The 14,956-nt window shown below is 40.4% G+C and carries 12 protein-coding genes; 9 read left to right on the forward strand and 3 right to left on the reverse strand.

The annotated features are described in order from the left end of the window. Positions 1-7: 7 nt before the first annotated feature. From infB to nlpI, 6 genes are all read left to right on the forward strand, one after another. Positions 8-2,731, forward strand: a complete 2,724-nt coding sequence (gene infB / locus GLP24_RS09030) for a translation initiation factor IF-2 (protein WP_101768245.1) — start codon at positions 8-10, stop codon at positions 2,729-2,731. 98 nt (positions 2,732-2,829) lie between these two features. Next, positions 2,830-3,231, forward strand: a complete 402-nt coding sequence (gene rbfA / locus GLP24_RS09035) for a 30S ribosome-binding factor RbfA (RefSeq protein ID WP_101768244.1) — start codon at positions 2,830-2,832, stop codon at positions 3,229-3,231. 2 nt (positions 3,232-3,233) lie between these two features. After that, positions 3,234-4,181, forward strand: coding sequence for a tRNA pseudouridine(55) synthase TruB (truB, locus tag GLP24_RS09040; protein ID WP_101768243.1), 948 nt, complete (start codon positions 3,234-3,236; stop codon positions 4,179-4,181). A gap of 198 nt (positions 4,182-4,379) precedes the next feature. Then, on the forward strand, positions 4,380-4,649 hold the full coding sequence (gene rpsO, locus GLP24_RS09045; protein ID WP_045027573.1) for a 30S ribosomal protein S15: 270 nt from the start codon (positions 4,380-4,382) through the stop codon (positions 4,647-4,649). 392 nt (positions 4,650-5,041) lie between these two features. Next, positions 5,042-7,165 carry a polyribonucleotide nucleotidyltransferase gene (pnp, locus tag GLP24_RS09050; protein WP_101768242.1) on the forward strand — a complete coding sequence of 708 codons (2,124 nt, stop codon included), beginning with the start codon at positions 5,042-5,044 and terminating at the stop codon, positions 7,163-7,165. Positions 7,166-7,276: 111 nt separating this feature from the next. Then, positions 7,277-8,170 carry a lipoprotein NlpI gene (nlpI, locus tag GLP24_RS09055; protein ID WP_101768326.1) on the forward strand — a complete coding sequence of 298 codons (894 nt, stop codon included), beginning with the start codon at positions 7,277-7,279 and terminating at the stop codon, positions 8,168-8,170. Positions 8,171-8,236: 66 nt separating this feature from the next. Here the strand turns inward: nlpI and GLP24_RS09060 are convergent, their stop codons facing one another. The 3 genes from GLP24_RS09060 to GLP24_RS09070 form a co-directional block, all read right to left on the reverse strand. Then, on the reverse strand, positions 8,237-9,112 hold the full coding sequence (locus GLP24_RS09060) for a U32 family peptidase (RefSeq protein WP_232577305.1): 876 nt from the start codon (positions 9,110-9,112) through the stop codon (positions 8,237-8,239). A 10-nt stretch (positions 9,113-9,122) separates the two neighbouring features. Further along, entirely contained in the window at positions 9,123-10,130 is a 1,008-nt protein-coding gene (gene ubiU / locus GLP24_RS09065) for a ubiquinone anaerobic biosynthesis protein UbiU (RefSeq protein ID WP_101768240.1), read from the reverse strand. 141 nt (positions 10,131-10,271) lie between these two features. Then, positions 10,272-12,311 (reverse strand): sensor domain-containing protein, encoded by a 2,040-nt coding sequence (locus tag GLP24_RS09070; RefSeq protein WP_232615892.1) that lies wholly within the window; start codon positions 12,309-12,311, stop codon positions 10,272-10,274. 223 nt (positions 12,312-12,534) lie between these two features. On the opposite strand from GLP24_RS09070, the gene ubiT reads away from it, so the two are divergent. The 3 genes from ubiT (at position 12,535) to GLP24_RS09085 (ending at position 14,904) form a co-directional block, all read left to right on the forward strand. Further along, complete coding sequence (ubiT, locus tag GLP24_RS09075) at positions 12,535-13,056, forward strand: ubiquinone anaerobic biosynthesis accessory factor UbiT (protein ID WP_101768238.1); 522 nt, start codon at positions 12,535-12,537, stop codon at positions 13,054-13,056. Then, positions 13,046-13,552 (forward strand): GNAT family N-acetyltransferase, encoded by a 507-nt coding sequence (locus tag GLP24_RS09080; protein WP_101768237.1) that lies wholly within the window; start codon positions 13,046-13,048, stop codon positions 13,550-13,552. The genes ubiT and GLP24_RS09080 overlap by 11 nt, the downstream gene beginning before the upstream one ends. Positions 13,553-13,806: 254 nt before the next feature. After that, entirely contained in the window at positions 13,807-14,904 is a 1,098-nt protein-coding gene (locus tag GLP24_RS09085) for a glycerol dehydrogenase (protein WP_101768236.1), read from the forward strand. The last annotated feature ends 52 nt before the right edge of the window (positions 14,905-14,956 follow it).

The raw sequence follows: 14,956 nt of genomic DNA on the forward strand, positions 1-14,956 counted from the left end.
GAGCATTATGTCAGAGGTTACAGTCAAAACATTGGCGGAAGAAATTGGTACGCCAATTGACCGTTTAATTCAACAGCTTTCAGATGCTGGGATCGCTAAGAACGTTGATGGAAATGTAAGCCAAACCGAAAAACAGGCGTTACTTAATCATCTCAAAAAAGAGCATGGTAGTGACGGCAACACTGACGGCGCTCCAACTCGTCTGACTCTGCAGCGCAAGACACATAGTACATTAAGTGTCTCTGGTAACGGTGGTAAGAGCAAAAATGTTCAAGTAGAAGTGCGCAAAAAGCGCACCTACGTGAAACGTTCAGCACTTGAGGATGAACAACGTGCAGCAGAAGATGCTGTTAAGCGCGAAGCAGAAGCTGATGCGCAACGTGAAGCTGATATAATTACTCACCAAGCCGCAGAAGAAGCAGCAAAGCGTAGCGCACAGGAAGCTGCCACACGTCAAGCTGAAGAGCAACGTAAAGCAGATGAAACTGCTAAGCGTGAAGCAGAACAGAAATTGAAGCGTGCCGCTGAGGATCAAGCGAATCGTACCGAACAGGATAAGCGTAAGGCTGAAGAAAAAGCCAAGCGCACCGTCGCTGACAAACAGGCTAAGTTAGATGCTGAAGTACTACAGCATCGTCTGGAAGAGGAAGCCAAGCGAAAAGCCGAAAAAGAAAGTCAGCGTCAGCTAGAAGAGGCTCGCAAAATGGCAGAACAGAACGAGAAAACCGGGGTAAAACCTGAGCAAGCAGTAAGTATGGAAAAATCTGATTACCATATAACGACATCTACATATGCTCGTGCTGCAGAAGATGAACAAGACCGTAAAGAAGAAACATCTCGCCGTCGTAAAAAGAAAAAACCAGCGGCTAAGCAAGACGGCCGTGGCGGTCGTAACCAACGTGGTCGCGGTAAGCCACAAATGAACAAACCAATATCTATGCAACATGGCTTTGATAAAACAGCGCTAGTTGCTAAGCAAGATGTTGTGATCGGTGAAACGATTATTGTTTCTGAACTGGCTAATAAAATGTCTGTTAAAGGCGTTGAAGTTATCAAGGTAATGATGAAGATGGGCGCTATGGCGACTATCAACCAAGTTATCGACCAAGAAACAGCATCACTTGTTGCTGAAGAAATGGGCCACAAAGTTATTCTACGTAAAGAAAATGAGCTTGAAGAAGCTGTGCTTTCTGATCGTAATGCGGCAGACTTATTACAAGTTTCTCGTGCACCAGTTGTTACTATCATGGGTCACGTTGACCACGGTAAAACATCAACACTTGATTTCATTCGTAAAGCACACGTTGCTTCAGGCGAAGCTGGTGGTATTACACAGCACATCGGTGCTTACCATGTTGAAACTGACAACGGTATGATCACTTTCCTTGATACTCCTGGACACGCAGCGTTTACCGCTATGCGTGCTCGTGGTGCTCAAGCGACAGATATCGTTGTACTTGTAGTTGCAGCAGACGATGGCGTAATGCCACAAACAATTGAAGCTATTCAGCACGCGAAAGCGGCTGGTGTACCTTTGATCGTTGCGGTAAACAAGATCGATAAAGAAGATGCAAATCCAGACGGCGTGAAGAATGAGCTAGCTCAATACGGTGTTATGCCTGAAGAGTGGGGCGGTGAGAACATGTTTGTTCACATCTCTGCGAAACAGGGTACTAACATCGATGGCCTACTAGAAGCTATCTTACTTCAGTCAGAAATTCTTGAACTTACAGCAGTTGAAGAAGGTATGGCATCTGGTGTTGTTATCGAATCACGTCTTGATAAAGGTCGTGGTCCTGTAGCAACTGTACTTGTTCAAGAAGGTACATTGCGTAGAGGCGATATCGTTCTTTGTGGTTTAATGCATGGTCGTATTCGTGCAATGCGCAACGAACAAGGTCAAGAAATTGAATCTGCAGGTCCTTCTATTCCTGTTGAGATCCTTGGTCTTTCTGGTGTTCCTGCATCAGGTGATGAAGCAACAGTAGTACGTGATGAGCGTAAAGCTCGTGAAGTTGCGCTTTACCGTCAAGGTAAATTCCGTGATATTAAACTAGCACGTCAACAAAAATCTAAGCTAGAAAACATGTTTGCGAACATGGAAGCTGGCGAAGTTGCTGAACTGAATGTCGTTCTAAAAGCTGACGTTCAAGGTTCTGTTGAAGCAATTGCTGACTCACTACGTAAACTTTCAACTGATGAAGTTAAAGTGAACATTGTAGGTTCAGGTGTTGGTGCTATCACTGAAACTGATGCAACACTTGCTGCAGCATCTAACGCTATTCTACTTGGCTTCAACGTTCGTGCTGACACCTCTGCGCGTCAAACAATCGACAATGAAAGCCTAGATTTACGTTATTACTCAATCATCTACCAACTAATCGACGAAGTTAAAGCAGCGATGGGCGGTATGTTGTCTCCTGAGTTTAGACAAGAAATCATTGGTCTTGCTGAAGTTCGTGAAGTATTTAAGTCTCCTAAGATTGGCGCAATCGCTGGTTGTATGGTTACTGAAGGTACTATCAAGCGTAATAATCCTATTCGTGTTCTACGTGAAAACATTGTTATTTACGAAGGTGAGCTTGAGTCACTACGTCGCTTTAAAGATGACGTGCCTGAAGTTAAGAATGGTTATGAGTGTGGTATCGGCGTTAAGAACTACAACGACGTTCGCGTTGGTGACCAGATCGAAGTATTCGAAATTATTGAAATCCAACGTACACTTGACTAATAATCAGTGTAGATAGTTGTTTTTCAACATGATAATGATAATGGGGAGCTTCGGCTCCCCATTCTTTCAAGAGCATTATTCTTAGAGAGAGCAAAATAATGGCAAAAGAATTTAGCCGTACCCAACGTGTAGCTCAACAGCTACAAAAAGAATTGGCAGTGATTTTACAGCGTGAAATCAAAGACCCTGCGATCGCAATGACAACTATTTCAAGTGTTGATGTGTCGCGTGACATGAACTACGCCAAAATTTATGTAACGTTTTTCCCGATTGGTGAACAAACGGCTGAAGGTAGTTTAGACGCATTACGTGAAATGGCACCTTACATCCGTTCACTACTAGGTAAAGAAATTCGCCTACGTGTAACGCCTGAATTGAACTTTATCTTTGATCAGTCACTGACTGAAGGTATGCGTATTTCAAACCTAGTATCTAAAGCGGTACGTGACGATGAAGATCGTCGTGGTGATGAAGAAGAAGTAGAAAAAGGCGAGGAGTAAACATGGCACGTCGTCGTAAAGGTCGTCCAATTAACGGTGTGATCTTGGTTGATAAACCAACAGGCATTAGTTCTAACGATACCCTGCAAAAAGTGAAACGTATCTTTTTTGCACAAAAAGCGGGCCATACAGGTGCGCTTGATCCTTTAGCGACGGGCATGTTACCGCTTTGTTTTGGTGAAGCGACAAAGTTTTCACAATTTTTGTTAGATTCAGATAAGCGTTACCGTGTGGTTGCTAAATTAGGCGAGCGTACAGATACGTCTGATTCTGATGGTGAAGTGGTTGAAACCCGCGCTGTGAATGTTGAACGTGATCAACTTGAAGCATGTATTGATCGCTTTCGTGGTACGACAGATCAAATTCCATCCATGTACTCAGCATTAAAGTACCAAGGCCGTAAACTGTATGAATACGCTCGTGAAGGAATTTCTATTCCTCGTGAATCGCGTAAAATTACAGTGTATTCGGTTGAGTTACTGCGCTTTGATAACAACGAAGTTGAAATGGAATTACATGTGTCAAAAGGCACATATATTCGTACTATTGTTGATGATTTAGGTGAAATGCTAGGTTGTGGCGCTCATGTGATTTATTTACGTCGTATTGGTGTCTCTAATTTCCCTTACGATCGTATGGTAACGATTGAGCAGTTACAAGCCATGCTTGATCAAGCGAAAGTGGATGAAATTGAGCCTGGAACAGTATTAGATGCGTTGTTATTGCCAACTGATACTGCTGTGCAAGATTTACCTGAAGTGAATGTTACAGCTGAAGCTGCAGTTCATGTCTTACATGGTAATCCTGTCTGTGCTGAAGTTGTTCCTGCTGAGGGCACATTAGTGCGCATTACAGTGGGTGAAGCAGCGGAATTTATTGGTGTTGGTACCATTGATGCAAAAGGCATGTTGGCACCAAAACGCGTAATGGCTAACGAACAAGAGCAATAATGACGCCAAGGAATCATAAGTAATTCTGAGTGACAAATCAGTTTGATTATTACACATGAGTTGCTTGAGATTAAAAATAAAACTGGTTAATTATTCGCTTGTAGTTAGTACCTCTGATCAGTATAATCCGCGGCTTGGGTGTCGGCTGAATCAGAGATTGGCGGCACAAATTATAACATCTTGTATTAGGAATAAGTTATGTCTCTGAATGCAGAAACTAAAGCAGCAATCGTTGCAGATTACGCACAATGTGAAAATGATACTGGTTCTCCTGAAGTTCAGGTTGCACTTTTAACAGCGCAAATCAACCACCTTCAAGGTCACTTTGCTAACCACAAGCATGACCACCACAGCCGTCGCGGTCTACTACGCATGGTTTCTCGTCGTCGTAAGCTTCTAGATTACCTTAAAGGTAAAAATCTAGATCGTTACCAAGACCTAATCAAGCGTCAAGGCCTACGTCGCTAAGATTGCTTTAAGAAAGGAGCCCTAGGCTCCTTTCTTTTTATCTGCTCTTTATTATTGATACCGCTATTATTGATTCGTCCCCCTGTTATCTTTCGCAATTTCGTCTACTATCTGTACCGGAGTTAAGCTCAAGTTTGTTGTATGAATGCTTACGCAGAGATATGATAGGTGTCGAGTAAATAACTGCACATATCCACTTGTTATGACTTCGCGAGTCGTTTTCGTCGACCTTCAGGTCGCGGCTAATGATAGTTTTTTCATGGCTGAGAACTTTCATTAGTCGCGATACGTGAAATCACTACAAAAAGTGGACATCATTACATGACGCTTATGTTTGTCTTGGTTATAATCAACCAGTAAATAAAAAGCGGAATATATTTAAGGAAATTCACGTGAATCCTATCGTAAAAACTTTCCAGTACGGTAACCACACGGTTACTCTTGAGACTGGCGTTATGGCACGTCAAGCGACTGCTGCAGTAATGGTTAGCATGGACGACACTTCTGTGTTCGTTTCTGTTGTTGGTAAGAAAACAGCAGTAGAAGGCCAAGACTTCTTCCCGCTAACAGTAAACTACCAAGAGCGTACTTACGCTGCAGGTAAAATCCCTGGTGGTTTCTTCAAGCGTGAAGGCCGTCCTTCTGAAGGCGAAACACTGACTGCACGTCTAATTGACCGTCCAATCCGTCCGCTATTCCCTAATGATTTTAAAAACGAAGTACAAGTTATTGCAACAGTGGTTTCTGTAAACCCTGCAGTTAACCCTGATATGGTTACAATGATCGGTACTTCTGCAGCACTTGCTATTTCTGGTATGCCATTCAATGGTCCTATCGGTGCAGCACGTGTTGGTTACATCAACGATCAATTCGTTCTTAACCCAAGTAATGTTGAACTAGAAGATAGCCGTCTAGATCTTGTTGTTGCTGGTACTAAAGACGCAGTGCTAATGGTTGAATCAGAAGCTGATCGCCTATCTGAAGAGCAAATGCTACAAGCAGTTGTATTTGGTCACGATCAACAACAAGTTGTTATCAATGCAATCAATGAGTTTGCTGCTGAAGTTGCAACTCCTGTTTGGGATTGGGCTGCGCCTGTTGAGAACACAGCACTTAAAACTAAGATCGCTGAATTAGCTGAAGCTAAGCTTGTTGAAGCTTACCAAATCACTGAAAAAATGGCTCGTTACGATCGCATCCATGAGATCGCTGCTGAGCTAAATGACGTGCTACTTGCTGAAGATTCTGCACTAAGCACTAAAGAAATCCACACTATCTTCCACGATCTAGAGAAGACAGTTGTTCGTGGCCGTATCATTGCGGGTCTTCCTCGTATTGATGGTCGTGAAAAAGACATGATTCGTGCGCTAGACGTACGTACTGGTGTACTTCCACGTACTCACGGTTCTGCACTATTTACTCGTGGTGAAACACAAGCACTTGTTACTGCAACGCTTGGTACACAACGTGATGCACAAATCATTGATAGCATCATGGGTGAGAAGAAAGATCATTTCCTTCTTCACTACAACTTCCCTCCATACTGTGTAGGTGAAACTGGTTTCGTTGGTTCGCCTAAGCGTCGTGAAATTGGTCACGGTAAGTTGGCTAAGCGTGGTATTGCTGCTGTAATGCCATCTGTTGACGAATTCCCATACACAGTACGTGTAGTATCAGAAATCACTGAATCTAACGGTTCATCTTCAATGGCTTCTGTATGTGGTACTTCACTTGCTCTTATGGATGCTGGTGTGCCAATCAAAGCGTCTGTTGCGGGTATCGCAATGGGTCTTGTGAAAGAAGGCGATGATTTCGTTGTTCTTTCTGACATTCTTGGTGACGAAGATCACCTAGGTGACATGGACTTTAAAGTAGCGGGTACTAACGACGGTATCACAGCGCTTCAGATGGATATCAAGATTGAAGGTATCACTAAAGAGATCATGGAAATTGCACTTAACCAAGCTAAAGGCGCGCGTAAGCACATCCTTAGCGTAATGGATAACGCAATTAACTCTCCTCGTGAAGATATCTCTCAGTTTGCTCCTCGTATTCACATGATGAAGATCAATCCTGAGAAGATTAAAGATGTTATCGGTAAAGGTGGTGCAGTTATCCGTGCACTTACTGAAGAAACTGGTACAACTATTGAAATCGAAGACGACGGTACAATCAAAATCGCTGCGACAGAAGGAACTGCTGCACAAGAAGCAATCCGTCGTATCGAAGAAATCACTGCTGACGTTGAAGTTGGCCGTGTTTATACTGGTAAAGTAATGCGTATCGTTGATTTCGGTGCGTTTGTATCAGTTATCGGTACCAAAGAAGGTCTAGTTCACATTTCTCAAATCTCACAAGATCGTGTAGAGAAAGTGTCTGATTACCTACAGATGGGTCAAGAAGTTCAAGTTAAAGTACTTGAAATTGACCGTCAAGGCCGTATCCGTCTAAGCATGAAAGAAGCAGTAGAAGCGCCAGCCGCAGCTCCTGTACAAGACGAACAGCCACAAGGCTAAGCGTTTTGCTAATATCATGATATAAAGGGGCTATTAAGCCCCTTTTTTTGATCTCAATATTATCATAGACGCCGGATCGTCATTAATGTAACAGGGAGAACTGAGTTGATAATACGCCATCTTCGATATGCTGTAATAGCTACTGCACTGGTGCTGAGTGGATGTTCAGCAACGCCAACGACATGGACCCATCCGCCAATGGCGATCCCTTATCAACCTAGTTTGCAACAGCAGATTCAGTTGGCAAGAATTGAGCAAATATTACAACAACCCAATATTCCTCAAATAACCTTAGCAACCATTTATTATGATCGTGGTTTACTGCATGACAGTTTAGGTTTGCGTGATTTCGCCCGACTTGATTTTAATAAGTCGTTAACCTTAAATCCTAATCAACCTGATTTATTTAATGTTGCAGGCGTTATTTTTACTCAAATGGGGATGTTTGATTCTGCTTATGAATCCTTTGATTCCACGTTAGATTTAGCCCCTGATCATCCTTATGCCCACCGTAATCGTGGTATTGCGCTGTATTATGGCGAGCGTTATGATTTAGCTAATGATGATTTATTACCCCATTATCAGCAGGATATTAATGATCCTTATCGCGTGATTTGGTTATATATTAATGATTTGAAATTTGTGCCACAGCAAGCACAATCGTTGCTTCAACAGCGTTATGTGATGAGTGATAAACAAGATTGGGGTTGGCAAATTGTACGAATGTACCTTGGTGATATTAGTGAAGAGCAATTTGTCACGGATATTGCAGAAAGTAGTGATAACAATGAACAGTTAGCATTACGACTAACGGAAGGCTATTTTTATTTAGCGCAGCGATATCAACAGCAGCAAGATTATTCAACAGCAGTGATGCTATATAAACTCGCTTTATCCGGAAATGTGTATGAGTTTATTGAACATAGATTGTCGCTACTTGAATTGAGTCGTATTTTTATGGCAGAACAAAATGCAGCGCCAGAATTATCTTCGCTAAGCGAATAATCACAATGATTTTATATAAAAATAGCCACTATAATTAGCGGCTATTTTTTTATTTCTTTTGGCCCTCTAACGAAGATCCAATCCCGCAAGATTATGCCAATAGCCATTACATTGATGACCATTAATAAGAGGATGGCGAATAGTGCTTTGCTCATTAGCACGAAAATCATCAATTAAGGTCAAAGTATCAAGTCCCATAGGGCTTAATCGCACCACATCAACCATGTCTTTCATGCCTTTTAAATCATTGATTAAGTTATAGCAGTAACCTGATTGGGTTTGAATACCATTAAGAGTGAAGATTTTTTGATCTTCTTGACTGTTAACCGTGATCCCTTGAGGGTACTTAATACAACATGTCTCGCAATCATCTTTGGCTTTATTTTCAGCGCGAGCAGTAAAACAACGGGCTGAGTAGGCTAATGGTAGGTAACCATAGCTAAAAACTTCAGTTTCAAATTGATCACGGATCCCCAATTTTGCACATTCAGTTAAAGTGTTACTTAACCAATCACGAGACAGTTCTACAGGCATACACCAACGAGTCATGCCTTGTTTAACAAACAGTTTTAAAGTCTGCGCGTTATAGCAGTTAACTGCGGGGCCTACTACAAACGGTACTTTACTTTGTGATGCTAGTTGAATAGCTGATACATCGTTAGCTTCAACAATAAAGTCGCCATTATCGATATATTTTTTCATGATGTTAACTTCGCTAGGGGCTTCTAGCAACGCCATGGTTGATAGCACGACTTGTTTACCATTAGCAGCAAGTTCTTTTGCGATATCAATCCATTGAGTTGTTTTAAGTGCTCGACGTTTGGAACACACCGTTTCCCCTAAATAAATAATATCAACGTTGCTATGCTTTGCTTGTTGATAGAAGGTTTCAACATCATGCTGAGGCCAAAAATAGAGTAATGGCCCAAGTGAATATTTCATTAATGATCCCTTATTGCCATTTACGGTGGTATGCACCTAATGTTGTTTGTTTGCCTTCAGACAGATTACCCAAACATGAATTCCACGCAGGATTAACACTGTAGCCATCAGGATTCGCTAAATAGTGGTCAATCGCGGCGCGCCAAGTACGGGTTACTTGTTCAACATACGCAGGGCTACGTTGACGGCCTTCGATCTTAACTGATGCAATATTTGCTTTAAATAACTCAGGCAAAATATCAAGTGTATTAAGACTGGTGGGTTCTTCAAGCGCATGATAACGCTTCTGTTCACCGTCAATATTAATATCAAATCGACCTTTACAGAGTGTCGGATAGCCTGCGTTTTCACCTTCAGCGTAGCGATCAATTAATATTTCATTTAGACGCGACTCTAGCCCTTGTGGTGTTTCTTGCCAGCGAACATATTTTGCAGGTGAACAAGCGCCGACAGTATTTGGTGATTCGCCTGTCATATATGAGGATAAATAGCAGCGACCTTCCGACATAATACATAAGCTACCAAACGCAAATACTTCTAACTGCATATTGGTGTTACGTGCTAATTGCTTAACTTGATGCATAGACAATACGCGCGGCAATACCACACGTTTAATATTAAAATTTTGCTGATAATAATCAATTGCAGCGGTATTGGTTGCGGAAGCTTGAACAGAGAGGTGCAATTCTAAATCAGGGTAAGTCGTTGCTGCATATTCAAGTATACCAATGTCAGCTACAATCAGCGCATCAACACCCATTGCAGCAGCCTTATCAACCGCTTTTGTCCAACGGCTAAAACCATCAGGATGAGCAAAGGTATTTAAAGCGACATGTAATTTACGATCATGATCTTTAACATACTGTACCGCTTTTTCTAGTTTGCGCTCGGTGAAGTTTAAACCAGCAAAGTGGCGGGCGTTAGTATCATCTTTAAAACCGATATATACAGCATCCGCACCATTATCGATGGCGGTTTTTAATGCTGGAAGATTACCAGCAGGGCAAAGAAGCTCCATGTTATTTTATTATCCAATCTTTGCATAAAAACGATGTCATCATAGTAAAAGTGTTTATGGTTATGGATCTTGATGCGAGGCAGGTTTTGTTGATATTAAACAATAAAATTGTTACTAAATGATCGTGTTTTTAGATTCACATCAATCGTTAAGATAAATTTTTTCTTTTAATAATAAAGCTTCTAATTCTTGTTTTGGCATTGGGCGATGAAAATGAAATCCTTGAATATAATCACAATTGAGGTTTGAGAGTAAGGTGGCTTGCTGATGGGTTTCAATACCTTCAGCGACGACACTCATATTAAGTGATTTTCCGAGATTAATGATATTTTCGATTAAGATAATTTGTTTAGGGATAGTGTCTATGTCTTTAATAAAGGCGCGATCAATTTTAAGTTCATCAAGCGGAAAACGGGCTAAATAAGACAGTGATGAATAGCCAGTACCAAAGTCATCAATAGATAATGCAAATCCTAGATTTTTAATGGCATTGAGCATTTGAATAGTATGTTCACCATCATTCATCACCGTACTTTCAGTTAGCTCAAAGGTAAAATCATTGGTATTAATACCCGTAGATTGACGTAGGTTGTCAACAAAATTGATGAGGTTTGGGTTTTCAAATTGTCGTGACGATAAGTTAATAGCGACGCGTCCTTTTAATAACTTCTTATTTTTTAGTTGCTTAATGGTTGTGAATACTTCTCGCATCACAACCTGGCCAAGTTGTTCGATTAACCCTGAGCGTTCCGCTATAGGAATAAATTGTGCTGGACTAATATAGCCCTCAACGGGATGTTTCCAGCGTACTAACGCTTCAGCCCCGTCAATTTCAAAGTTTTTAGCATTAACTTTAGGTTGGTACCACACTTCTAAGCTGTTATTTTGCAATGCTTTTTGTAGTTCCATTTCAAGCCATAATCGCATTCTTGCTTCTTTGCTCATGGCATCACTGAAGACGACTAAGCGATTACGACCGCGATTTTTGGCCTCATACATTGCGGTGTCGGCATTTTGGATCATTATTCGCGCATCGTGACCGTTACCGGGTGATTTGACCATGCCGATTGAGCAGGTGAGGTGTTTACTAAAATAATGGAGATCAAATGGCTTGTTAATTAAAGTAATGATCTGTTCAGCTATCATATCACCACTATTTTCATGTTCTGGATGCGTCAATACAACCGCAAATTCATCACCGCTTAAATGACCGATAATGGCATTTTTCGGTAATAGTTGTTGTAATCGTTGGGCTATTTCTTGTAAGACTTTATCACCAATATGATGGCCTAATGAATCATTAATATTTTTGAAGTTATCAATATCGATATACAACATAAATAATGGGGTACTGGCTTTCATTAATTGATCAAGTTGGCGACTAAAACCATGACGGTTAAACAATCCCGTTAATGGATCGCGTTGGGTTAATTGTTCAATTTTATGGTGTTGATCATTGGTGTTCGTTGTGGGGGTCAGTTTTATGAATAAAGCAGTCTCACCCAAGAGAGTGATTGGGGTTGTTGTTATTATTAGTGGTAAGTGGTCGGTATTATTGATGGCGTAATAATGTTGATTATCACTATGGGTGGCTTGGGTTAATGCATTACAGTGACAAGGTTGGTTGTTACTATCTAGCAATAGCTCATCAAACTTTTTACCGAGTAATATGTGTTTTGATGTGATGCCTAATAACGCAACAGCACGTTGATTAGCATTGTTGATAATATTATTTTCTACAATGCAAATGCCATCAGTGATGAGATTTTGAAGTTGGTTTAATTGGTGCTCAGATTCTTGTAATGAATTAATCAGTATATGACGTTCTGAAGTATCAATTGAATGTGAAATAATATGTTTAATTTCACCTTGAGCATTTGTTAATGGCGCTAGACTAATATGCAAACTGGTATGATGCGGAGTGTCATTAATGGTGACTTCAGCTTCAATTACTTCACCATTAAAAGCACGCTCATAATACGGTTTTAGACATTGGTAATAGTAGTGGCCAAGAACATCGGTATCATTACTACCAATAAGCTCATGTTGTGGTTTACCACTGATATCACTATAACGAGTATTAACATTATAATAGCAGTGTCGGTCATCAATAATTGCAAACAGAAAAGGACTATTATTCGTCAGTAGCGGAAACCAATAGTCAAGTTGCTCTATCTGCATAACTGTTTGATCCTTGGTAATATGATTTTAATGTTAATAATAAGGCATAGCGCATTCATAACTAGTGTAAATGTTAGTCGACATAAATATAATACTCACTAACAAAATAATGACTTGTTTTAATCAAGCAATTGCTTTTTTTTGACTCAAGGCATAAAACAAATGGCTAAGATTGCCATAAAATTCATTTTTAGCGTTCGACTTTGAAACAGGAAAACAAATAGTGATTGCTCAACTTAGAAAACAATTGGTTCAACATGGTCCTGCATTATTACGTGTCCCTGCGAAATTGACACCTTTCTCTCTTCAGAAAAAGATCATGTTAGAGAGTCTTGCCATGGTTTTCAAAGAAGCATTGGCCGATGGTGATTTTGAATTTCTTGAAGATCGGTGGTTAAAAGTTGAAGTGCGTGATTTAGATCTTCAATGGTTTATTAGTTATCAAGATCAAAAATTAGTCGTTGCTGAGCACTGTGAACATCATGATGTGAGCTTTAGTGGCGAGTGTAATGATTTAGTATTAATTGCAGCACGTAAAGAAGATCCTGATACACTGTTTTTCCAACGTCGTCTTCGTATTGAAGGGGACACTGAACTGGGATTGGAAGTAAAGAATCTAATGGACAGTATTGATCTTGATTCTCTACCTTCACCCGTAAAATTTTTGTTACAGCAGTCAGCTGATTTTATTCATCAGGGAATGCAGACTAACGTGATTGAAAAAGAGGTTATACATGCTCATTAGATCTGAAGCGCCTGCTGATATTTTATTGATTGATCGATTATTAAAATCAGTTTTTGACACCGACGCTGAAGCTAATTTAGTGATGCGTTTACGTGAAAATGGCTGTCGAACTTTATCATTAGTTGCTTGTACCGATGATGGTGAAGTGATTGGACATGCTTTTTTTAGTCCAGTAACGATAGCGGGACAAGAAACCAATTGGCAAGGACTTGCGCCGTTATCTATTCGCGAAGATCACCGTAATCAAGGGGTTGGTTTAGCTTTATTAGCAGAGGCTCAAGCGACGTTAGCTGATTTTGATTATCCGGTAGTTGTGGTATTAGGCGATCCAAATTATTACCACCGTGCGGGTTATCAAGCGGCTTTACAGTATGGTTTAACTTGTTGTTGGCCTGGCACAGAAGAAGCCTTTATGGTGTTAGAAATTGCACCGGGTAGTGTGCAACAACATCAAGGATTAGTTGAATATTGCGAAGAGTTTAATGCGTTAGCATAAATGAATAATGTGCTTAACAGTTGTAACTAAGCAAATAAAAAGCCATGACCTTATCTTTTACGAAAGAGTTTTACGAAATAGTTTAACGACAAAACGTTTAAGAGAGTTATGGTTTTTTAGTATTTATTCATAAGTCATTCATATTTGTGCAATAAGATTAATATTGAGAATTAAGAACTCTTTATTTGTCATTTAGCTTAATATTTGGTGGTGGTATTTTATTGCTAAGAGAAAATCATTAAGGAATAGTATTCATGATCCCACGTAGTATTACCTCACCAAAAAAATTCATTATTGGCCAAAACCTATTGCCTCAACTTGATGGGTTTATTAAAGATTTTGGTAATAATGCTTTATTGATTTGTGATGAATTTATTCTAAATAAAGTTAAAGCAGAAGCGTTACCAGCCTTAGAAAAAGCAGGCATTACTGCTCATGCAGAACAATTTCAATATGAATGTACTGATACTGAAATTGGTCGTATCCATGAGATCGTAAAACATCACGGTGCAAATGTGGTTGTGGGTATCGGTGGTGGTAAAACCATGGATGTTGCAAAAGCGGTTGCGCATTTTGCTCATATTCCGGTGATTATTTTCCCAACTATTGCGTCAACTGATGCGCCTTGTACTGCATTGTCTGTGATATATAAAGATGATGGTGAGTTTGACCGTTACTTGTTCTTACCTCAAAACCCAGATGCTGTTATTGCTGATACCGGTATTATTGCCGCAGCACCAACGAAGTTCTTTGCAGCAGGTATTGGTGATGCGCTAGCGACTTTCTTTGAAGCGCGTTCATGTTGTTATGCTGATGGTCTAAATCTTGTTCAAAAACGCGTATCACGTACCGGTCTTGGTATGGCATTAATGTGTTATGAACTGATTGTTGAAAACGTTGAAATGGCAATGGATGCAGCACGTCGCCATGTAGTTACGCCAGCATTAGAAGAAATGGTTGAAGCAACGATTTACCTAAGTGGTATCGGTGCTGAGTCAGGCGGTTTAGCCGCAGCACACGCAGTTAGCAACGGTATGTCTTCACTACCACAATTACACCATATTCAACATGGCGAAAAAGTGGCGTTTGGTTTGCTAACTCAATTAGTACTTGAAAAAGCTGACGCAGAAGAAATTGAAAACGTAATTTATGTTATGAAAACTGCGGGCTTACCATTAACACTTGCTGATTTTGGTATCGAAGAAATGGTGGAAGCTGATTGGCGTCAAGTGGCTGAAATTGCCTGTGCTGAAGGTGACACTATGTGTAATATGACCGTTAAAGTAAATGCTGATCGTGTTTACCAAGCAATGGTTGCTGCTGATGCATTAGCACAACGTTACCATGACTAATTTTTCATGTTAATGATGACTGAATAATAATAATCAATGCCGACTAAATGTC

Source organism: Photobacterium carnosum (genome assembly GCF_021236965.1).
In the GTDB taxonomy this organism is placed as follows: domain Bacteria; phylum Pseudomonadota; class Gammaproteobacteria; order Enterobacterales; family Vibrionaceae; genus Photobacterium; species Photobacterium carnosum.